Origin of the sequence: Cytobacillus solani (assembly GCF_006704205.1) — a bacterium.
Classification (GTDB): domain Bacteria; phylum Bacillota; class Bacilli; order Bacillales; family Cytobacillaceae; genus Cytobacillus; species Cytobacillus solani.
The window spans coordinates 3,950,770-3,970,927 of record NZ_CP041305.1; the positions used below are offsets into that span (position 1 = coordinate 3,950,770).

24 protein-coding genes are annotated in these 20,158 nt (G+C 34.0%); 13 read left to right on the plus strand and 11 right to left on the minus strand.

Annotated features, from left to right (window positions below; genetic code table 11):
* Positions 1-128: 128 nt before the first annotated feature.
* From FI644_RS26945 to FI644_RS19860, 3 genes are all read left to right on the plus strand, one after another.
* Entirely contained in the window at positions 129-257 is a 129-nt protein-coding gene (locus FI644_RS26945; protein ID WP_246067087.1) for an NUDIX domain-containing protein, read from the plus strand.
* Positions 258-520: 263 nt separating this feature from the next.
* Positions 521-1,084: an MOSC domain-containing protein gene (locus tag FI644_RS19855; RefSeq protein WP_142108746.1), complete on the plus strand. Its 564-nt coding sequence runs from the start codon at positions 521-523 to the stop codon at positions 1,082-1,084.
* Positions 1,085-1,102: 18 nt separating this feature from the next.
* Positions 1,103-1,543, plus strand: coding sequence for a GNAT family N-acetyltransferase (locus FI644_RS19860; protein ID WP_056685197.1), 441 nt, complete (start codon positions 1,103-1,105; stop codon positions 1,541-1,543).
* A gap of 91 nt (positions 1,544-1,634) precedes the next feature.
* Here the strand turns inward: FI644_RS19860 and FI644_RS19865 are convergent, their stop codons facing one another.
* The 3 genes from FI644_RS19865 to vanR all read right to left on the minus strand — a co-directional run bounded on the left by FI644_RS19865 (position 1,635) and on the right by vanR (position 4,485).
* Positions 1,635-2,582: a D-alanyl-D-alanine carboxypeptidase family protein gene (locus tag FI644_RS19865; RefSeq protein WP_053476506.1), complete on the minus strand. Its 948-nt coding sequence runs from the start codon at positions 2,580-2,582 to the stop codon at positions 1,635-1,637.
* 90 nt (positions 2,583-2,672) lie between these two features.
* Positions 2,673-3,800 carry a vancomycin resistance histidine kinase VanS gene (gene vanS, locus FI644_RS19870; RefSeq protein ID WP_053476505.1) on the minus strand — a complete coding sequence of 376 codons (1,128 nt, stop codon included), beginning with the start codon at positions 3,798-3,800 and terminating at the stop codon, positions 2,673-2,675.
* On the minus strand, positions 3,790-4,485 hold the full coding sequence (gene vanR, locus FI644_RS19875; protein WP_056685195.1) for a VanR-ABDEGLN family response regulator transcription factor: 696 nt from the start codon (positions 4,483-4,485) through the stop codon (positions 3,790-3,792). The genes vanS and vanR overlap by 11 nt, the downstream gene beginning before the upstream one ends.
* Positions 4,486-4,684: 199 nt before the next feature.
* Here vanR and FI644_RS19880 point away from each other — a divergent pair, with 199 nt between their 5' ends.
* The 5 genes from FI644_RS19880 to trhO all read left to right on the plus strand — a co-directional run bounded on the left by FI644_RS19880 (position 4,685) and on the right by trhO (position 8,690).
* Positions 4,685-5,050, plus strand: coding sequence for a cupin domain-containing protein (locus FI644_RS19880; protein WP_142108747.1), 366 nt, complete (start codon positions 4,685-4,687; stop codon positions 5,048-5,050).
* Positions 5,051-5,058: 8 nt separating this feature from the next.
* Positions 5,059-5,526, plus strand: a complete 468-nt coding sequence (locus FI644_RS19885) for a hypothetical protein (protein ID WP_053476502.1) — start codon at positions 5,059-5,061, stop codon at positions 5,524-5,526.
* A gap of 58 nt (positions 5,527-5,584) precedes the next feature.
* Entirely contained in the window at positions 5,585-6,148 is a 564-nt protein-coding gene (locus tag FI644_RS26655) for a hypothetical protein (protein WP_056685190.1), read from the plus strand.
* 550 nt (positions 6,149-6,698) lie between these two features.
* Positions 6,699-7,616, plus strand: coding sequence for a UDP-N-acetylmuramate dehydrogenase (gene murB / locus FI644_RS19895; RefSeq protein ID WP_056685188.1), 918 nt, complete (start codon positions 6,699-6,701; stop codon positions 7,614-7,616).
* Positions 7,617-7,715: 99 nt separating this feature from the next.
* On the plus strand, positions 7,716-8,690 hold the full coding sequence (trhO, locus tag FI644_RS19900; RefSeq protein WP_142108749.1) for an oxygen-dependent tRNA uridine(34) hydroxylase TrhO: 975 nt from the start codon (positions 7,716-7,718) through the stop codon (positions 8,688-8,690).
* 256 nt (positions 8,691-8,946) lie between these two features.
* Here trhO and FI644_RS19905 read toward each other — a convergent pair whose 3' ends face one another.
* Complete coding sequence (locus FI644_RS19905; RefSeq protein ID WP_053476498.1) at positions 8,947-9,582, minus strand: helix-turn-helix transcriptional regulator; 636 nt, start codon at positions 9,580-9,582, stop codon at positions 8,947-8,949.
* A gap of 220 nt (positions 9,583-9,802) precedes the next feature.
* On the opposite strand from FI644_RS19905, the gene FI644_RS26435 reads away from it, so the two are divergent.
* On the plus strand, positions 9,803-10,339 hold the full coding sequence (locus tag FI644_RS26435) for a CueP family metal-binding protein (protein ID WP_172797647.1): 537 nt from the start codon (positions 9,803-9,805) through the stop codon (positions 10,337-10,339).
* A 92-nt stretch (positions 10,340-10,431) separates the two neighbouring features.
* Here the strand turns inward: FI644_RS26435 and FI644_RS26440 are convergent, their stop codons facing one another.
* The 6 genes from FI644_RS26440 to FI644_RS19940 form a co-directional block, all read right to left on the minus strand.
* Positions 10,432-10,581, minus strand: a complete 150-nt coding sequence (locus FI644_RS26440) for a hypothetical protein (RefSeq protein ID WP_156319130.1) — start codon at positions 10,579-10,581, stop codon at positions 10,432-10,434.
* Positions 10,582-10,657: 76 nt separating this feature from the next.
* On the minus strand, positions 10,658-11,830 hold the full coding sequence (locus FI644_RS19920) for a Ger(x)C family spore germination protein (RefSeq protein WP_053476495.1): 1,173 nt from the start codon (positions 11,828-11,830) through the stop codon (positions 10,658-10,660).
* A complete protein-coding gene (locus FI644_RS19925) occupies positions 11,827-13,287 on the minus strand; it encodes a spore germination protein (protein ID WP_056685185.1) in 1,461 nt (486 codons plus the stop codon). The genes FI644_RS19920 and FI644_RS19925 overlap by 4 nt, the downstream gene beginning before the upstream one ends.
* A complete protein-coding gene (locus FI644_RS19930) occupies positions 13,284-14,366 on the minus strand; it encodes an endospore germination permease (RefSeq protein WP_053476493.1) in 1,083 nt (360 codons plus the stop codon). Before FI644_RS19930 ends, FI644_RS19925 begins: the two co-directional genes overlap by 4 nt.
* A 373-nt stretch (positions 14,367-14,739) precedes the next feature.
* Complete coding sequence (locus FI644_RS19935; protein WP_053476492.1) at positions 14,740-15,756, minus strand: DUF3231 family protein; 1,017 nt, start codon at positions 15,754-15,756, stop codon at positions 14,740-14,742.
* A 143-nt stretch (positions 15,757-15,899) separates the two neighbouring features.
* A complete protein-coding gene (locus FI644_RS19940; protein ID WP_053476491.1) occupies positions 15,900-16,241 on the minus strand; it encodes a cupin domain-containing protein in 342 nt (113 codons plus the stop codon).
* Between the two features lie 208 nt (positions 16,242-16,449).
* On the opposite strand from FI644_RS19940, the gene FI644_RS19945 reads away from it, so the two are divergent.
* Genes FI644_RS19945 through FI644_RS19955 form a run of 3 tightly spaced genes read left to right on the plus strand, consistent with a single transcriptional unit; the run spans position 16,450 to position 17,788 of the window.
* Positions 16,450-16,650 (plus strand): DUF1657 domain-containing protein, encoded by a 201-nt coding sequence (locus FI644_RS19945; RefSeq protein ID WP_053476490.1) that lies wholly within the window; start codon positions 16,450-16,452, stop codon positions 16,648-16,650.
* A 56-nt stretch (positions 16,651-16,706) separates the two neighbouring features.
* Entirely contained in the window at positions 16,707-16,913 is a 207-nt protein-coding gene (locus FI644_RS19950; protein ID WP_053476489.1) for a DUF1657 domain-containing protein, read from the plus strand.
* Positions 16,914-16,927: 14 nt separating this feature from the next.
* On the plus strand, positions 16,928-17,788 hold the full coding sequence (locus FI644_RS19955) for a DUF421 domain-containing protein (protein WP_053476488.1): 861 nt from the start codon (positions 16,928-16,930) through the stop codon (positions 17,786-17,788).
* Positions 17,789-18,009: 221 nt separating this feature from the next.
* Here FI644_RS19955 and FI644_RS19960 read toward each other — a convergent pair whose 3' ends face one another.
* Positions 18,010-18,525: a hypothetical protein gene (locus FI644_RS19960; RefSeq protein WP_056685182.1), complete on the minus strand. Its 516-nt coding sequence runs from the start codon at positions 18,523-18,525 to the stop codon at positions 18,010-18,012.
* Positions 18,526-18,830: 305 nt separating this feature from the next.
* On the opposite strand from FI644_RS19960, the gene FI644_RS19965 reads away from it, so the two are divergent.
* On the plus strand, positions 18,831-20,084 hold the full coding sequence (locus FI644_RS19965) for a coiled-coil domain-containing protein (protein ID WP_053476486.1): 1,254 nt from the start codon (positions 18,831-18,833) through the stop codon (positions 20,082-20,084).
* The last annotated feature ends 74 nt before the right edge of the window (positions 20,085-20,158 follow it).

Genomic DNA, 20,158 nt, shown 5'->3' on the forward strand with positions numbered 1-20,158 from the left:
GGTATTTATGGTCAATGGGATCAAATGAAGGAAATATCATCGGGTGAGAAAGGCATATGGCTATGTGACAAGAATGAAAGATGGCAAAAGACAGCTGTTAATATTCCAGCATTCCATTCCTGATACAAATTCCTAAAGGGACTGTAAAACCTAATGAGAATACATATAAGGCAGTTATAAGAGAATTGGAAGAAGAAACGGGATTAAAAGATTTTGAAATTGAAAGTTTAAATTGCAGAGGATTATTGGGCAGTTGATGATGGTGTAATACATAATCGATTTTTTTATAAAATAACAGTAAGAGATGCCCAAGATAAGTGGGACCATCGGCAAACAGGCGGAGGAGAAGAAGAGGGATTAACATTTAAACTATTTTTGGATATTTTCTATAAAGGAAGTTGATCTTGTTCAAGGTCATGGGGATTACTTACATTATATTTTGGATTATAATTAACCGGGGAAATCATCAAATCTCAGCTTGATAGCACAAACTGAAAAAATAGAGAAATGGAGAACATTGATGAATATACATGAAGAGAATTTGAAAAGCGGAAAAGTACTTGCTGTAAGCTTGAGCAGTACCCATACATTTAGTAAGAAGAATATAGATAGGATTAAATTAGTGGCAGGATTTGGGGTTGAAGGAGACGCACATTTTGGCTCAACAGTTAAGCATCGTTCTAGAGTGGCGCAGAATCCGAATCAACCTAATTTAAGACAGGTTCATTTGATTCATTCCGAATTGTTTGAGGAATTAAAGGCACATTTTGATATTAAGCCTGGACAGCTAGGTGAAAATATTACGACTCAAGGGATCAATCTTCTTGAACTGCCTACTGACACAATTCTGTATATAGGGGAAGAAGCGATTATTAAAGTAACAGGTTTACGAAATCCGTGTCCACAAATAGAAAACTTTAAACCTGGTCTTTTGCAAGCTGTTTTAGATAGAGATAGTGAAGGGAATCTTATTCGAAAGGCTGGTATTATGGGGGTCGTTTTAAAAAGCGGTGAGGTTAATCCAGAGGATTCTATCCATATTCAATTGCCCGCCAAGCCATATCGTAATCTTGAGCGTGTATAAGCAAAAGGAGTGTAATCTATGGATATTAAATATGTATATTTTGATTCAACACCTGATAATAAGATAATGGAAGGCATTTTATTTCTACATAAGAATATCTTTGGCAATTCTGATCACTTGTGTCACCGAATGGAAAGTAAAACAAATTTATTAATTAATATTGCTATACAAAATTCAAAAGTAATTGGCTATAAAATTGGTTATTCTTTGGATAACGATAAATTTTATAGCTGGTTAGGTGGAGTGGATGTAAAGTATAGAAATCAAGGAATAGCAAGCTATTTGATGGAAAAGCAGCATGAAATGCTGAGAAAAAAAGGATATATAGCAGTTCAAACAAAAACGAAAAACAAATGGCGCAGTATGCTAATATTGAACATTAAAAATGGCTTTGATATCATTGGTACTTATACTGATGATGAAGGTGAACCAAAAATCATTCTAGAAAAGAAGTTATAAATAATTCTTAAAAACGATTAATGTACCAAGTATAAAATATAAAAGGGAACCCCGTTTAAATAGTATGGGGTACCCTAGTATAATAATAAGATTATAATTGTTTATATACTGCAATTGCATCTGTTATATTGTATTGTTCTGTCTGATGATCTCCATTTGCACCTGCGGTTATAAGGAGATATTCCTGCCCATTAATTTCAGCGATGCTCGCCAGACATAGTCCAGCTTGCTCCGTATAGCCGGTTTTTCCGCCAATAATCTCCCCGCTCATTAAATTGGAGGACTCGATATTTTTAAACATACTGCTCTTAAACGTGATCCCATCTGGATGAAGATTTGATGGTGATGTAGAATACCTTTCTGCTGTAAAAATGGTTCGAAAGGTTTGATTTTTCAATGCATATTCCAGTAACATTGAAATATCCTTCACACTAGAATAATGATCTCTGTGATGAAGACCAGTAGCGTTTGTAAAATGAGTATCCTCCATCCCGAGCTGCTTTGCCTTCTCATTCATAAGATGAACAAACGCTGTTTCTGATCCAGCAATCTCATTCGCCAGTCCAATAGAAGCTTCGGCACCAGATGGAAGCATTGTTCCATAAAGCAGATCAATGGCAGCTACTTTTTCATTTGGGAGAAATCCTGCCATGGATGCATTAGCCGTGTAAAGGTCAGAAAACATGTTTTCAGGAAGGGAAATCCGCTTTTTTAAATCAGATATATTCTCAATTGCGACCAAGGCAGTCATAATTTTTGTGAGGGAGGCAGGGAAGATAATTTCTTTACTGTGTTTTTCCATCAAGATTGTTTGATCATTCAAATTTATTAAAATGGCATTTTGACTATGCAGATCACTATTTATTGTTTCATTGCTATCGAGTGTGGTATCACTTTCTGAAGGATATTCCGTCGTATAATGATTAAGCATGTCCTGTATCAGTCCATCAAACTTTTCATAAGGTATAAAAAAAATCGTTAAGACAATTAAAAAAGTAAAGATCCAAGCAGTACGATTTGTACGTTTTCTTTTTCTCATAAAAACAACTCCTTCTCATTGCTTCACTAATTAAAACATGAAAGAAGGAGTTAGTTTTTAATTTTCCATTATTGAAATCTTAAGATTTTCTTAAGAGTGGATCGGAATCGTAACCGTAAATACCGTTTTTTCATCAATACTTTCCGCAGAAATGCTCCCTCCATGAGCATGGACAATTTCTTTAGCAATAGCTAGCCCTAATCCAGCCCCACCTGTCTGAGTAGCACGTGAAGTATCTAGTCTATAGAATTTTTCAAAAATCATATCTAACTTTTGAGGAGGAATGATCTTCCCTTTATTGGTAAAAGTAATGATTGCCTGTTCATTCTTCCTAGTACCGCTAATTTCAATGATGCTATTCTCATAGCTATAGGCGATTGCATTTTTCAATATATTGTTAAATACCCTTGCTAATTTATTTGCATCAGCATCGATCTTAAGATCTTCCTCGACCTCCACAATTGCTTGCTTTCCGTTTGGGGCAAGTAAGGGATAGAATTCATCTGCCATTTGCATGAGCATATAGTTCAGATTGATTGTTTCTTTTTCAAGCAAAATCGATTGTAAATTGAATCTTGTAATATCGAAAAATTCATTGATCAAATGTTCTAAACGCGTTGCTTTTTCCAACGTAATTTTCAAATATTTCTCTTTTTGCTCCATTGGCATATCGGATGCCTCATCTAAAAGACTTAAATAGCCAATGACTGATGTCAATGGAGTTTTTATATCATGGGCTAAATAGACGACAAGATCATTTTTTCGCTGCTCTGCTTCCTTTGCATCCATTGCACGCTTTTCAAGTTTACTTTTGACGGTATTCAGCTTTTTTTCCATAAAATCCAATTCCGCAGGAAGTTGAATTTCGGCTTCTGATTCCTCAGTTAGCCTATCAACTCCTTCACTAATTTTATTAAAATAGCGTGTAAATCGAGAGAGTGCCAGGTAAAAAATAACAAGCAGCAATAGTATGAACCCAATCGCAAGCCACAATGGTTTATTCAGTTGAAATATAGATGAGTAAATATTTTGTGCAGTATAGAAATCGAGCTGAAGCACCTTTTCACAAAAGTTAATAAACATATTGGCAAAAGGAGCCTGCAAGACACCATCAATTAAAGCAAAGTAAATAAAATAACCGACAATGATCGTTAAGAGTAAAATTAAAGTAATCTGAAGAATGATTTTCCTTTTTAATTTGCTAAATTCATTTTTCAATCGTATACCCCACTCCCCAGACCGTTTTTATATATTTGGGATTTTCAGCGGAATCAGTCATTTTTTCACGTATATGTCTAATATGAACCATGACCGTATTATTGCTGCTAAAATATTTTTCACCCCATACTTCCTTGAATAATTCCTCTGAACTAACAACACGACCTCGATTTAGGCATAGAAACCAAAGAATGGAGAATTCTGTCGGTGTCAGCGATAAGGTTTTTTCGTTTAATTGGCACTTCCTCGTATTTTGATCAAGGACTAAACCTGAGATGGTGATGATATGTTCATTTTCTTCTGTATCCTGCTGATTATACTTTGTAAATCTCCGAAGCTGAGCTTTTACACGGGCAATCAGCTCCAAAGGACGAAAGGGTTTTGTTAAATAATCATCCGCACCTAATGTTAAGCCAGTAATTTTATCGATTTCTTCATCCTTGGCGGTTAGCATTATAATAGGGAAATGGAATTTTTCTCTGATTTTCTGACAAATGGCAAATCCATCTATTTCCGGCAACATCACATCAAGAATGGCAAGGTCCAGTTTTTCCGTGTTAATGCAATTAAGAGCTTCCTTAGCAGTATAAAACTTAAAAACAGTATAATTTTCATTTTTTAAATAAACTTCGACTAAATCTGCAATTTCCTTTTCATCATCAACGACTAAAATATTTATACTCATTTCTATGGTTCCTCCAAAAATTTCTTCCCTTCATTCATACTTTAACAGCTTTTCGCTTGGATTCAACTATTTGGACAAGTTGATACAATTGTAAAAATAAATAAGCCAAAAAAGAGGAATGTATTCTGAAATAACGAATCTAGTAATTTAAATACAAGAAGCATTTGCTAACTTTTCTAAATTATAGGAGGGCGATTTTATGAAGATCTATTCTTTTAATAAAGATAATGGAAAAGAAATCAGAAAGTTCAATTCTGATTTTAAAATGTCACGTATCATTCAAACAAAAGCAGAAGCACATATCGGATGCATGCACTTAGGTGAAAATGGAGTTATTGGGTATCACCAAGCGCTTGTACCCCAGCTTCTTTTAATTGTTAGTGGTGAAGGCTACGTACGTGGGGAAATAAAAGAGTATGTAAAGGTACATCCCGGAGAGGCAGTTTTTTGGGAGAAAGGCGAGTGGCATGAAACAAAAACAGATGCAGGGTTAACGGCAATTGTTATAGAAAGTGAAGAATTATGTCCATTGGATTTTATGCCATTGAAGAATACGAATAAGTAGGTATTTTAATGAAAAGGGTGCATATTATATCGTTATTTTTATTGATTTTCATTATGTTCGGATGTACAAGTGAGGCTAAAATAGTGAATCCCCAAAATGATAAGAGTGATACGGAGCAATCTAACAAAAATATTACTTATTTTGGAGAAGGGGAAGAATGGTTCAGTACGTATACAATATCAAGAGTAAGAACTTCAGTCTTTGAATCCTTATACATTCAGTATATTACAGATCGAACAGCTTCAGTTGAAGAACAAGGAACACATGGAATTGGGGAAATTGAGTATTCACTCAAGATTGGGGATTCATCTAGTTTGGAAAGCAGCTTTCCTCAGCCCTTAAAGGGAGTCCGTAATTTTCATACAGCAACTGAAATAAATGCAGAATTAGTTAATGGGGATTTTCCAGAAACGATTAAATTAACAATTATGTGGGATGAAAAAAAAGAAATGATCGAGTTAGTAAAGCAAGATTAATAATTTTTTCTAAGATGAAAGCAACGATATAACAATTCACATATAAAGGCAGTTGAAAATGAAAAAATTTTTTTACTTTATTTTTGGAGGGTATATTGTTCTATACGTGTTAATTTATTTTGGTTACAGTATTTACATCCATTCACTTCATCCTACATTTAGTGGTTTAAGTGTATCAGCCATTCTTATGCCAGTGGGCCTATTAATTTTATTATTACTAGTTTTATGGAAGTATACGGATATAAGGCATCATAGGGAGGGGAGATTTGCTTGTTTGATCGTTACAACCCTATGCTTTGTACTCCTTATCTATTGTTTTACTGTTATAGGTAGGAATGAAAACAAAGCAAATTTTTCTTCCGAACGTTGGCTGGCTAAATCTGATGAGCGAGTATATATGGTTGATGATCTGCTGAGTAGAACTAAATTAATCGGGCTGTCAAAAGAAGAGGTCATCACGTTATTGGGAAAACCTGATGATACAGAGTATTTTACAGATGATAACAATATTGTCTATTACCTTGGAAATGAGAGGGGATTTATTAGTATAGATAGTGAATGGCTGGTTATTTGGTTTGATGTTGACGAAACGGTGTTTAAATATGAAATTCAGACAGATTAGTAAAATGTAAAAATAACTTGTTGTTAAAATATTTTAAGTTACTCAAATTTCTGAGTAACTTTTTTAAATCTTGAATTCAAGATATTCTGCTTGATCGATTTTAAGTTGAGGATTAAAGTGAAATGAAAGATAGCCATGTAGATGGAAACGATATGTGAGATCGTATGATGGATCTGGTCAACAAAGATTCATGACATAAATTGACTTTGGTAGCATGCAAAAAAATAAAATGGTGAAAAAAATTGAGCTGATTGCTGCAGAGATCCTCCCAGCAATCCAAGAGGAGAAACAATTACTGGCATTGTAATCGTAGAAATTTGTGATGGGAGTTAAATAAATGAATTGATTATAACGAATAAATAATTACTTTTTCGAAAGGATGAAAAAATTAGGATAGTATGGTATAGTAGCAAGGAGTTTTTATACATTTTGGTATAAAAACTTAATAATGTTCTATCAGGGGTAGTCATTTGATCGAACACATTTCTAGGATAGATATCATTAAATATAGGGGAATAGGATATCTATTTAGGATTGAAGGAGAAAAATGATGAGTGAATATCAGCTTTTTATGAACAGTATATCGGATGAGGTAATGGAGGAAAATATTAAATTATTGGAGCCGATTAAACATCATACGTTTACAAAACTTGGTGGAGAGGCAGATCTTTTTATTACGCCATCTAGTTTATCTGAAATAAAGACAGTCTTGAAGCAGGCAAAAAAGTTCAAAATTCCTGTCACAATACTTGGAAGTGGTTCTAACGTCATCGTGAGAGATGGCGGCATTCGTGGAATTACTTTATGTCTTTCAAAGTTTAATCATATAAGTATAAAAAATGATGTTATAACAGCTCAAAGCGGAGCTGCCATTATTGCTGTCTCTAGCTTTGCATTAGAACATGAATTGACTGGTTTAGAGTTCGCATGTGGAATTCCAGGTAGTGTTGGCGGAGCATTATATATGAATGCTGGTGCATATGGAGGACAAATTTCAGATGTACTTGATAAAGCTACGGCTTTGACAAGGGATGGTGAAATTTTAACTTTATCAAAAGAAGAATTGCAACTAAACTATCGTAAAAGCATTTTCATGAATAGGGACTATGTTATTTTAGAAGCTGTATTTCAGCTGAAAAAGGGTGATCCCAAATGGATCAAACAAAAGATGCATGAATTCACCACTGCCAGAAAATCAAAACAGCCGCTGGAATATCCGTCTTGTGGGAGTGTTTTTAAGCGACCACCTGGACACTTTGCCGGGAAATTAATTCAAGATAGCAAGCTTCAAGGTACCAGAGTTGGCGGAGCAGAGGTATCGACAAAACATGCTGGCTTTATCGTTAATATTGATCAGGCTACCTCAAAAGACTATATTGATTTAATTAATGTAATTAAAGAGACAGTTAAGAAAAATTTTGATATTGATTTAGAAACAGAAGTAATTATTATAGGTGAAGAATTATAGAAATAGTAAAATTGTAAGAATAGCAATAAGGTATGTTTGATCCTACCTAAATGCATTAATATCTTGCAAATATTAATAATGATAGGTGGTAGTTTTAAAATGTCAGAACAAAATAAACCGTTTAGAGTCCTTTTGTATTATCTGTATGTTCCTATTGAAAATCCTGAAGAGTTTGCAAGTGACCATTTGAAATTGTGTAAAGAGCTTGAACTAAAGGGCAGAATTCTTGTCGCTGAAGAAGGGATAAATGGAACGGTTTCCGGTACATTCGAACAAATCGAACGTTATATGGAGACAATGAAAGCAGATACTCGATTTGCAGAAATTGTTTTTAAAATAGATGAAGCTGAACACCATGCTTTTAAAAAGATGCATGTACGTCCAAGAAAAGAGCTTGTTACTCTTCGTTTAGAGGATGACATTAATCCGAAAGAGGTAACCGGTCAATATTTAAGCCCGAAAGAATTTTATGAAGCGATGCAGGATGAGAATACAGTAGTGATTGACGCTAGAAATGATTATGAATATGATTTAGGTCATTTTAGAGGTGCAGTAAGACCAGACATTAAGGCATTCCGCGAATTACCTCAATGGATAAAGGAAAATAAAGAGGAGTTTGCTGATAAAAAAATCCTAACTTACTGCACTGGCGGCATCCGCTGTGAAAAGTTCTCCGGCTGGCTAGTAAAAGAAGGATTCCAAGATGTAGGCCAGCTGCATGGGGGTATTGTGACGTACGGAAAAGATTCTGAGGTTCAAGGGGAACTTTGGGATGGACAATGTTATGTATTTGATGAGCGAATTAGCGTTCCGATTAATCAGAAAGAACATGTTATTGTTGGGAAAGATTACTTTTCGGGAGAACCAAGTGAGCGCTACGTAAACTGTGCTAATCCTGAGTGCAACAAACAAATTATTTGTTCCGAAGAAAATGAGCACAAATATTTACGCGGATGTACACATGAATGTCGGGTTCACCCACGAAACCGTTATGTGAAAGAACATGAATTAAGGGATGAAGAGGTTTCTGAGAGATTGAAGTTAATAGAAGAAAATATGGTAGAAGTTAGATGAGAACCCCTGAATTTGTGTATCATGAATAATAGTTTGTCAATTTCCCGATAAGATTTGATGTCATATCTTATCGGGAAATTTTTATTTTTCATGCAGTTTTACAGTATCAAGATTATGATCATGTGCCCATGAAAGTTAAAAGAGAGAAAAAAAGGTAACAAGAGAAGGCAGCATGTGCCCGACAAAGGTCAAAAAAGCGAGATCACGGTAACAAGAAAATAAAAAATGCTAACGATAAAGGTTCGTTAGCATTTTTCTATTTCAAGTCAGTATCCTTCATTAAAAATCTACAGTGCTCATCATTATCAGCTTTACAGGTTAATCTTTTTACATTGCTGGTTCCTAAGACTTCCTTAAACATTTCAGTTTCACAAGAACAAGCTTTTTTATACTCTTTTGCTACAGTAAAGATAGGACAGTTATATTCTACTAATTCATATGTCTCGTTATCTATTTTTGTTACATCTGCCATATATCCCTTTTTTATTTGAATATTTTTAAGCTCTTCTATCTTTTCTTCGAAGTTCTTATTTTGCATGTTTTGTAAGTAACTATTTTTAAGTCGTTCACTTCTTTTTTCTAGTAGATAATCAATCATTCCTTCTCCATGTAATTCTTTTAGATCATGGAGAAATTCAACGGTTAAATTTTCATAACTTTTTGGGAATAGCTCTTCTGCTTTTAGAGATAATGAATAAACCAGGATGGGTCTTCCCATTGGTTGTCTAACCTCATTTATGACAAGGAATGAATCTCGTTCTAGAATATGTAAATGTTTTCGGATAGCCATTTCTGTAATTCCTAAAGACGTCGAAAGTTCACCAACAGTTAAATTAGTCTCTTTTTTTAATAATTCAAGTATTTTATCTCTCGTAGAGACCTTAGATACCAATGACAGTCACCGTCCCTATTTTTGACTAATAAGCATTAAATAGTATATATAACATCCTTAATAAATAAAAAAAAGTAAAAATGATATAATGGAACTAGAATGTTTATTTTATCATATTTTTGACAAAGAAAATACACATGTTCAGCTAAATCAAATGCATAAAATCTGCATATTTTTTTGGTATAGTAAGCATTGATTGTGAAAGGAGGATAAATCGTAGATGAAAAGATTAATTCTTGGTATTACTTTATTGGTTTCCATTGTGTTAGCTGCTTGCAGCGGCGGAGACACGAAGGAAGAAGCCTCTCCAAAAAAAGAGAAGACAGAAGACATTAAGGAACTGGTGCAAGATTACAGTGTCGGCAACATAAAAGATCAGACCGCTTCAATTACATCAAAGCAACTAATTGTAACCGACAGTGATGAGAGTCAGTTAACCTATGACTTACCTGAGGGTGAATTTTTCGTATCAATCGCCCCTTACGTGAATGAAACTCATCCATGAACGAATCATAGCTTGACAGGTTGTCAAGGTGAAATGGTGAATGAAGAGTTTGACGTATACATTGAAGATACAGAAGGCAACGTAATTGTAGACGAAACAATGAAATCTCAAGCAAATGGATTTATTGATTTTTGGTTACCGCGAGATAAAAAATATCGTATAACGATCTCTAAAGATGGAAAAACGGTGGAGTCAGAGCTTTCTACTTATGAAAATGACGCCACATGTATAACAACCATGCAATTAACATAACAGAAAGAAACCATTTTGATTTCCTTTGATTCAAAATGGTTTCTTTTGTTTGTCTAAAACTATGGCCCTGTGAAAGATGCTCTAAGGAGAAACTATTGGCGTCTTTTATCAGTAGACTGCTGAATGGATACATCTTTTGGACGTTTTGGATAGGAAGCCTTTCCGTTATCGTCAGGTCCAGTAAGATCATTTCTTTGATCCAAAACTCTTCCTGTATATTCAATAGGTTGTTTGTCTGGCATTTATTATCTACTCCATACTCAATTTAGTGTTTAATGACAACACTTGAGTTATTATTATTTAACATTCGTCTCTAAACTAATCATGTATTACTATTTTTTGTTTTTTAAAGGAACCTGAATGCTGAAGTGAAATATAAGCTTTGAAATCATTAATAATATCTTCCTCAAGAAATGGCTCATTGTTTTTTTTCATTTGTTTCCATTCTCTATTGTGTTTTCGATATAATTGATGTTCTATGTTTAAAAAATCTATATTTTTGTCTAAACCCAATTGATAAAAATCCTTTATTTGAGTAATTATGTTGTCTTTAACAAGATTTTGCATATGTTTTACGTTTAAAACGTTATTTTTTAGTCTATTGCTGATATATCCATTAGCAAAAAAAACTACATCATATTTATATTTTCCATTTACATTAATGGGTATGATTTTTACATATTTTTCTTCAAAAACTGCAAGAAATTCAGGTTTTTCTTTACTTGGAACTAAAATTGGAACCCGTTTTGATTCTGATGCAATCCAGCGAATGCCTTTAATATCATTTAATTCGAAAAAACCCTTATACTCTTTATTATTAAGAAAAAAGGCTCCATTTATTGCTAGTTTCGGCTCGACCCCTTTATTTTTTTTCCACTGTTTCTTGTTGATTGTTAATGTAGGAATATATGTTGTTTGGACGGGTTCCAATAGCTCCCTAGCAAATTTATTTAATTTAATGGGTCTAATCCATGAACTTTGTTCATATGAGCTCTGCGGGCTATGCAATATTGTATTCAATGAGGATTGATTAAAAAAGCCATTGGTAGATAATATATTATCAATCGGTTCCAACGTCCCAAAAACCCAAGGTGTAGATCTAAATTCATAATATCTTGTTAAGCCATCATAAATATTTTCTATCCCTTTATTTAAGGCTGATTCACTAAGAACAATAGCTGTTACATGCGCCCAAATAATTCGTTCTTGAGAAGTTCGGTAGGCCTTGAAAAATGCATCAATGAACGTTTCTCCAATTGTTTCTGATATATATACCTGAGGAGGAACATTTGTGCCATCTTCTAATTTTGCTACGGAACTTAAACCTAACATTTGAATATAAATATGGAATTTGTCATCTTTAAAGTCTACCCCTATTGCTGTTCCAAAATTTAGATTTTGAACTTCATTAATATCATTGTTACATCCTGAAATTAATAATAATGAAGGAAGTAAGAAGAGGATTCGTAATTTAAATAACATGTTTTTCATCCTTTTCCCCTTTTCTGCAACATTTTCGCGGTGAAATTTCTCCGCTTAAAAGGGTTAACTAGTAACGCTGATAACATTTCTTTGATGTTTAAGGAAGATATTGGTTCAAGATAGGCTATTTTAAATGATTCAAGCCGGGATATGTAAACAAGGATACTTAGGGCACTAATAAATAGCCCATAAATCCCTAAGAATATACAAATTGACATAACAAAGATTCTTAGGATACTCACAGTACCTACCAAAGATTGATTAACCAGCGTGTAGTTAGCAACTGCAGTCATTGCAATAATTACTATCATAGTTGGAGATGCGAGACCTGCTCGAATAGCTGCATCCCCGATGATTAATCCCCCAACAATTGAAATGGTTTGTCCAACTACTGTAGGCATACGAATGCCTGCCTCTCTAAGAAACTCAAATAAGCCTAGAATAATAAATGCCTCTAAGGCGATTGGGAAAGGTAACCCTGCTCTTGATACTACAACAGTTGATAAAAGGGAAAATGGGAGTTGATCCATATTAACAGAAGCTAAAGAAATCCAAAAACCTGGAAGAAATATGGCGATTGCTAATCCTAATATTCTTAAAATACGTTGAAATGCAACGATATAAAAAGGAAAATGGACATCTTCTGGTGATTTAACAAGCTCAAAAATATTTATTGGCCCAATGAGCGCTAAGGGGGATCCATTTACAATGATGATGAATCTTCCACGCAATAGGCATTCGATTGCAAAATCTGGTCGAGTAATGTAATCGAGTAATGGGAATAAAGAATATGTACGATCTGAAATCCATTGCTCTAATTGCCCACTGCTTGTCACACTTTCTGTTTGAAAATTTTCTAAGCGAGTTCTTACTTCATTTATTATATCGATATTTATTTTGTTTTTTAGGTAAAGTAGTGCAACCTGGGTTTGACTTAAGGACCCTATTTCGAAAGATTCACAGTATAAATCAATTGTCTTTATTCTTTTTCGTATAAGTGAAATATTCACATGAAGTTCTTCAGTAAAACCATCTTTTGGCCCCTTGATTGATACTTCTGTATTGGATTCTTCAGGTGTTCTTTGCGGAAGCTTTGAAAGATCAACTCCATAAAAATATTGCTTGCCTTCTTTGTACAAAATCAAAAAACCAGAAAATGTCTTTTTAATCATTTCTTCTGTATTGCCAATTTGAATGATTGGAGGTAAATCTCCATAGTGAGATCGGTTTATAAGATTATTTTCATTCTTAATATGCAGAAGAAGATTATTAAAAATCTCATTAAGCTGAACAGTATCAATCATTCCAGTACAATAAAACAACTGAATATCGATATCAGTATTAATTGGAATAAAATGGATATCAGAATAGTGGCACATCATCCCTTTTAGCTCTTCACCAGTTAATTTTCCCATTTTAAGTGAATGATTTATAGTGGTTATACTATGTGTTTTGTCGAAATTCATGTGCTTATTATTCCTTTCCGTAAAGGTAAAAAACTGATGATAAACAGGAATAATGATATGAAGAAAGCTAATATAACAGAACTTGAATAAAAATATTTTCCTACCATATGTTGAACCCACATATCACTAATTGGAAAAATGGTAACACTCGCTAATATAATTGAGAAAAAGATAAATATAAGACTTTTTGTCTTTTTTGAATTAGTTTCAATAACATCTGATACTAAAAATAAACATAAAGATATTCTGATGATCGCTCCACTTAATAATTGAAATACAGCTAAAAAATCAACATGTGAAATGTGTTGGCCAAGCGTGATTAGCCTCCATTGTTCAAATGCTGGAAATCGCATATCAGCAGCAATGCTCGGTCCGAATGCAGCAAGTGATCCTAGTGTGGGACCAAGAACGAGTCCGAGCAAAATAGAAATTAGAATAAATATATATATAAAGGAGTACGATTTATTTAAATGATGCTGAAGAAGTAGTAGAACTAGTAGGTCAACACTTCCTCCTAATATAGTAATAGTCCCCTTCATAATAGGATTATATCCATTTATTAATACAGGGAAAATATATGAATAATCTTTAGCGTCCATTGTGAAAAAAGCAACAAAATGCCCCAAAAGCCAGACAAGGGGCAATAATACTGTAGATATATATACGATTGATTTCAACCCGCTATAAGCTGTCCAAACACAAAGGAGTAGGAAGGGCAGCATGACTAACCAACTAGGTGAGAGTGGAAGGAAATATATTTGAACGGTTTGAATTAAATCATAAAAGGATATTACACCTACAGATACAATATATAACATTAATAATGTGAGGATGAATTTTGAGAGTTGTTTTCCAGATCTTGCTTGTAGCCAATAATAAAGTTTCTGTCTTTGTGAATTTTTTGAAATAATACGATAGATTAAATATCCCCAGCAAAGCAAGATAAAATATGCAAAAAAGACACAAACCCATGAATCCCGTTTTGCACTGCTTAATAAATGAGGCAGAATAAGTACATGGTTTGAAATTCCAATGAATAAGATTAATACAAAAAATAGCTGAAGTCTGGAAAACTGCATATATGCACCACCAATATTTCATTATATTATGGTAGTATTTGTGATTTTATCGTTTTTATGTAAATAAAAAATATAAATAGGCAAGCATACGAACATGCCTGCCTAATATTTACACAAAAGCGGAAAAGAGCGATACGAAAAGAATATTCATGCTTAATTGTAAGAAGGCATTCTTAGCAATTCATCTAATTTCCAATTTATTTTTTTCATTAAGAATGCACTTTTTATAAACAACGTTAAAAAAGCAGAAAGTAAGCGGAAAAGAATATTCAAGATGTATCCCTCCACATTTAAATTTAGTGTTAGTAGTTAACACTAGTTTTATTATTAATCGGTGAAACCAAATTTATTCAGGTGAGAAAAATCATCCTATTCATTTTTTATTTTTTCCTTTTATTATTTGAGGTCGATCCTCCATTTGCGGTGGTTCTTCTAGCCAGCCATTTTTTATCATAATTTTAATGCCATCATTTGCATAAAAGAAGATATCTTTGGCAAATAATGAAGTTTTCAAGATGACATCATTTCTTAAACTAAATACTGCTCCGAAACTTCCGCCGACAATTCCAAAACTATTAAGAAGGTATACGCAAAACATCATAAGTTTTTGAGAAAATGGAGCTATTGTTGAGGGTGTTACAATGCTTCCAGAATTTGCAGAAAACTGAACATCGCTTTCAAGAAGTATTTGTTCAAATTCTTTTATTTGTTTCTTTGCCAGCTCCTTCCCCTTTACAAAGAATTGTTTCACTTCCTCATCATCTGCACATTGTGCAAAACCAGTAATAAGCTGCATGCCAATATTATTTGTTTCAATCCCATGATGAAGATATCCTAATTCAATGTCATTTAATGATCGCTTGTCGCCAAATAGTTTAAAACCCTTTAAATAGCTCTTGCTTTTTATAAACTCTGTTGATTTGGGCATTGTTACATTTGGAGGAAGCGTGAGTATTCCTCTTTCAAGCAAATACAAAGTAGATAGTTTATAAATTTTTTGGGTAACAGCAGTTAGTCCTTCATATATAGCCATTACATCATCACGGTACGCCATATTCAGGTTTATTGTGTACATCCCCATGCTTATTTCCTTTAATATTCGAATAAACATGATATCAAACCCATTGTCAAATAATTTCGGTGCTTCTAAGTTGACATCTTCATTTGTAAACCCTTTGGGAATCACAGCTCCTTCATTTTTAAAAATTTTCTCTATTTTTTGGACATATAAATGAAGCTCCTGCCATAATCCGCCCATAATATTAATAGCTTGCTGGTCATCAGCTTTCGCAATGAAGTACTCTAAAACTCTTAGAATGAGGGTTTTTTCTTGGTATGTAAGCCATAGCGCTCCAAGCTCCGATGAACTTAAAGGATTTTCATTATTCATGAGTTAATCACTCCACAAACTTTTTTAATTAAATTATGTTCTTTAAAGCTATGAATTATTCTATTAATCCAAATTACGATTTCGTCTCTCTAAATTAATAAAAAAGACTGGAGAGAATCTCCAGCCCTTCTAAAACCATATCATTAAATATTCTGTACATACCTTTCATCGGGAATCTTATTTAACATAACATACAAAGTTGTATTTACATTTCCATTGTTTAAAAAGGCAAATTCCTCTTCGCCTCCAGCTAAAATGACATCTTTTTCATTTACCTCTGCAGGGACCCCATCAATTGTTAAGGTACCGCTTCCTTGAAGCACCATTAAATAAACGCTCGTTCCAGGATGCTTATGTGCAGGAAGCTGTTGTCCAGGCATAAAGTTTAGTACAAACACGGTACTTTCTTCTTCACGAAAAAGAATTCGTTTTGTAAATTGTTTATCATTGAATTCTTGAGCAGCGGCAATTGATTTTTTCTCCATTATAATTAACCTCCATATTAGAGAGCATATTGTACATATTAATGATAATTAATCTCAATTAAGGGAGGAGTGATGATTATCACATTGATCGGAATTGAAACAAGTTTTTCATTGCTTTTTATTTTTTCCAGAAAGTAGCTTTCATATTGTGGAGGAAAAAAGAAATAATATCTCTGTAAGATATATCTAAAAGAAAGAAGGAAATGAAATGACTGTAGGAACGAATATTAAGCAAACAATAGCAGGGTTAAAAAGTGCACAAGCAAGCTTTGAAACGTTCGCATTAGCGACGGATAATAAAGCAGCAAAGCAGTTATACCAAGATGCAGCTCAACAGACTCAGGCGATTATTGACAATGTTCAACCACGTCTGCAGCAAATTCAGCAAGAAGAGCCGCAATATAAATAATAGCTTGAATGGTTGGCTTCTTGCCAACCTTTTCATCATTTTAAAGAGGTGGAAGGATGACAACAATTTCAAATGTGAATCAATGTGTAGCAACTATTCGTTCGATCGAAGCACAGCTTTCAAGTTTAGCATTGAATTCACAAGAAGTAACAGTCCAAAGGACTTTCCATGACATGATGAATATCATGAATGAAATTAAGAAAGATCTCCAATACCGGGTGAATGAAATGGTGTTAGAGGAACCACAATATAAACAAACATAAGGTGAGGTGAGAATATGTCGGATTGGAGCCATATTATTGTTCGTTCAATTTTATTTATGATCGTTTTATTTTTCTTTACAAAAATATTAGGGAAAAAACAAATTTCGGAAATCTCCTTTTTTGAATATATTTCTGGTATTACGATAGGAAGTATAGCAGGGGAAGTTATTATGGGACTGGAAAGTAATATGGCTCATGGGATTCTTGCCATTTTCTTATTCGGAAGCATAACATATTTAGTCGATTTTCTTTCCTTAAAAAGCAATTCATTCCGTGATTTTGTCGAAGGAAAAAGCACGATTTTTATTAAAGATGGAAAGATCATGGAGGATAATTTAAAGAAAGAAAAATATTCTACGGATGAGCTGGGAAGCCTACTAAGACAAAAGAATGTCTTTAATGTAGCTGACGTTGAATTTGCTGTCTTAGAACCGACAGGCGATTTAAGTGTACTATTGAAAAGGGAAAACAGATCTTTAACAGCAAAAGACTTAAATATAAAGGTGCCAAATGAAAAAGCACCTCAGATGATCATTAGAGATGGAGAAATTGTTTATGATGCACTTGCTGCGGTGGGGAAGAGTAGAAAATGGCTAGATCTTGAATTAGAAAAGCTCAATGTGACATTAGATAATGTCTTTTATGGACAAGTTGACTCGTATGGAGAACTGACTGTTGATTTATTCGATGATAAAATCCAAGTGCCGACTCCGCAAACAAGACCATTATTAATGGCAATGATGAAAAAATGTCAGGCGGATTTGGAAATTTTCAGCCTTGAAACCGAATCCGAAGATGCAAAAAAAATGTATGAGAAAAATGCTAAAAAACTTAACGAGGCCATTAAAATATTGGGACCATATTTAAGTAACTAAGAAAACCCCCAGCTAAAAAGCTAGGGGCTCATAGAAGGAGAGTTACAAAACTAAGGATTTTTTGGCCACCGACCGGTCCATTGCCATAGTTGGTCATCGGTTACGGGTAATAAAGTAAATGGTTATTAGTCATTGGTTTGCCTTCACCATAATACTGTACTTGAAAGGTACATAGATCTTCTCCTTCTATGCCTTGAAGCGGAATCTCACCACTTCAAGGTTTAGAAATATCTTTCACTGTCAAAATCCAATTCAACCGTATAATTTTTCGCATTAATTAAATTGGACAGCCTGTTTGCCTGACGATCCATATCAAGTGCTTTCTTGCGATAGTCTTCAGGGTCAAAAAGTGCCACTTTAATCATTGATCCTGAGTCACCGAGAGGATAGAGAAATTCTTCCTTTAATGCAGAACCGAACTCTTTGTATTTGCGTGCTCTGGCCCGGAGCTGTGAAGCAAGTTCAATTGCTTCGACTATAGGAAGAGACTCCTTGTTAAATTGTATTTCATAATCGATATTTGCTCTATACATTAATCGATCGAGCAGTCGAAAGTCCAGTCGAACCTGTTCCATTTCTCCTTCTACATCCTTCAATTGACGTGACTGTTTTGGCAATTGGCTTCCTTTTTCTATTTCGATAAAGGAAACACGGTCCATTTCCTCCTCTAATTCATGAATTCTCTTTGATAATACACTTTTTAGTTTAACAGCCTCTGCAAGCGAGATTTTTGTCATATGAAATCTCCTTTACTATAGTCATAGGGGTACAATAATAACAACTTGATTATATTACCAATAATTCACTAGTATTTCCAGCCAAAATACATATTAAAACTATTTTACAATTTTTTGGAACTGAATGAAATATTCTTGTAATATTAATAACATCTTCCTGTCAAATTACGATGATATAATTCATCATGGAAGTGGAAGAAATAGATATTTTGTCAAAATAAATCGAAATAACAAGAAAAAATACATATCATTTGAAAATTATACATATAAAACCAACTAGAGTATATCGGAAGGCAGGCAAAATAATGAAAAAGCAACTAGTAATCTTAAATACGACATTAATGCTTGGATTAGGAGGAGCGTTTGCAATTCCGTCTGTAAAAGCTGATTCCTTAAATACACAAAAATCATCGATTCAAAAACAGCGACAAGGCATTCAATCTAGCCTCTCAAAGGCAGATCAGGAATTAACTTCAGTCCTTGAAGAACTAGCAAAACTAGATACCCAATTAAAAAGAATTGATCAAGCTATTCTTGATAATACTCAATTAATAAAGAAAACAGAAACAGACATTACTAGTACGAATGCAGAAATCGAAGAACTCAATAAAGAAAAAGCTGTCATTCAAGAAAGAATTGACAAGCGAAGCGTTATTTTAAAACAACGTGCAGTTTCTTACCAGGAAAATGGAAGCTCACCGATTGGCTATGTTGAGGTCCTTCTAGGATCAACTAGCTTTGGTGACTTTGTTGAAAGAGTCGGTGCTGTAACAAAAATCGTGCAGGCAGACCAAGATATTTTAGCTGAGCATGAAGCAGATAAAAAAGTTTTAGAAGAAAATCAAGCAAAAATAGAAAAGAAGTTAAGTGAACTCCAAGAAATGAAAACAGAGCTTGAAGGTATGCAAGTGTTAATGAATGAGCAAAAGGCACAAAATGATGCATTAAAGAAAGACCTTGAAGCAAAGGAAAAAGAAATCGCTGTACTTAAAGAAAGCTTACAGTACAAAGATAGTGAGCTTGCGGCTAGAGAAGCAGAAATCAGACATAGAATTGCGAGCCAGTTCACACCAAAAAGTGTTACTGTAAGTTCAAATTCAAGTTCAAATTCAAGTTCAAATTCAAATTCATCTTCGAATGAAAGCAGTTCTTCCAATATTGTTCCTTCTGCAAGTGGTGACTTAAGTACAATCATTTCAGCTGGATATAAATATATCGGGAATTCCGTGTATGTTTTTGGTGCGGGAAGAACAGCCTCAGATATTGCGAATGGAAGATTTGACTGTTCAGGTTTTGTTTCATGGGCGTTCTCCCAAGGCGGAATCAATCTTCCTGCAAGTACTTCATCATTAAGATATTCAGGATCGAAAATATCACCTAGTGATTTAAAACCAGGAGATTTAGTATTCTTTGACACATATAAAAAAGATGGACACGTAGGCATCTATATTGGTGGAGGAAGATTCATTGGTTCTCAAACCTCTACAGGTGTTGCTGTTGCCAGTATGACAAGCGGGTATTGGAAAGACCATTTTAACGGACATACTCGTCGTATATAAGAAAGTATAAGACCACGGATGCAAACTGCACCTGTGGTTTTTTTATTTTGCTGATTTTTTAGAAAATTATTGAA

What these genes read in the sequence shown, in the direction of transcription:
- FI644_RS19930 (WP_053476493.1), bottom strand. Translation starts at nt 14,366, where the DNA reads ATGCAGTTTTCCAGACTTCAGCTATTTTTTGTATTAATCTTATTCATT.
- FI644_RS19960 (WP_056685182.1), bottom strand. Translation starts at nt 18,525, where the DNA reads ATGACAAAAATCTCGCTTGCAGAGGCTGTTAAACTAAAAAGTGTATTA.
- FI644_RS19945 (WP_053476490.1), top strand. Translation starts at nt 16,450, where the DNA reads ATGACTGTAGGAACGAATATTAAGCAAACAATAGCAGGGTTAAAAAGT.
- FI644_RS19865 (WP_053476506.1), bottom strand. Translation starts at nt 2,582, where the DNA reads ATGAGAAAAAGAAAACGTACAAATCGTACTGCTTGGATCTTTACTTTT.
- FI644_RS19965 (WP_053476486.1), top strand. Translation starts at nt 18,831, where the DNA reads ATGAAAAAGCAACTAGTAATCTTAAATACGACATTAATGCTTGGATTA.
- FI644_RS19855 (WP_142108746.1), top strand. Translation starts at nt 521, where the DNA reads ATGAATATACATGAAGAGAATTTGAAAAGCGGAAAAGTACTTGCTGTA.
- FI644_RS26655 (WP_056685190.1), top strand. Translation starts at nt 5,585, where the DNA reads ATGAAAAAATTTTTTTACTTTATTTTTGGAGGGTATATTGTTCTATAC.
- FI644_RS19940 (WP_053476491.1), bottom strand. Translation starts at nt 16,241, where the DNA reads ATGGAGAAAAAATCAATTGCCGCTGCTCAAGAATTCAATGATAAACAA.
- vanR (WP_056685195.1), bottom strand. Translation starts at nt 4,485, where the DNA reads ATGAGTATAAATATTTTAGTCGTTGATGATGAAAAGGAAATTGCAGAT.
- FI644_RS19925 (WP_056685185.1), bottom strand. Translation starts at nt 13,287, where the DNA reads ATGAATTTCGACAAAACACATAGTATAACCACTATAAATCATTCACTT.
- FI644_RS26440 (WP_156319130.1), bottom strand. Translation starts at nt 10,581, where the DNA reads ATGCCAGACAAACAACCTATTGAATATACAGGAAGAGTTTTGGATCAA.
- FI644_RS19955 (WP_053476488.1), top strand. Translation starts at nt 16,928, where the DNA reads ATGTCGGATTGGAGCCATATTATTGTTCGTTCAATTTTATTTATGATC.
- FI644_RS19920 (WP_053476495.1), bottom strand. Translation starts at nt 11,830, where the DNA reads ATGAAAAACATGTTATTTAAATTACGAATCCTCTTCTTACTTCCTTCA.
- FI644_RS19880 (WP_142108747.1), top strand. Translation starts at nt 4,685, where the DNA reads ATGAAGATCTATTCTTTTAATAAAGATAATGGAAAAGAAATCAGAAAG.
- FI644_RS19935 (WP_053476492.1), bottom strand. Translation starts at nt 15,756, where the DNA reads ATGAATAATGAAAATCCTTTAAGTTCATCGGAGCTTGGAGCGCTATGG.
- trhO (WP_142108749.1), top strand. Translation starts at nt 7,716, where the DNA reads ATGTCAGAACAAAATAAACCGTTTAGAGTCCTTTTGTATTATCTGTAT.
- FI644_RS19950 (WP_053476489.1), top strand. Translation starts at nt 16,707, where the DNA reads ATGACAACAATTTCAAATGTGAATCAATGTGTAGCAACTATTCGTTCG.
- murB (WP_056685188.1), top strand. Translation starts at nt 6,699, where the DNA reads ATGAGTGAATATCAGCTTTTTATGAACAGTATATCGGATGAGGTAATG.
- FI644_RS19885 (WP_053476502.1), top strand. Translation starts at nt 5,059, where the DNA reads ATGAAAAGGGTGCATATTATATCGTTATTTTTATTGATTTTCATTATG.
- FI644_RS19860 (WP_056685197.1), top strand. Translation starts at nt 1,103, where the DNA reads ATGGATATTAAATATGTATATTTTGATTCAACACCTGATAATAAGATA.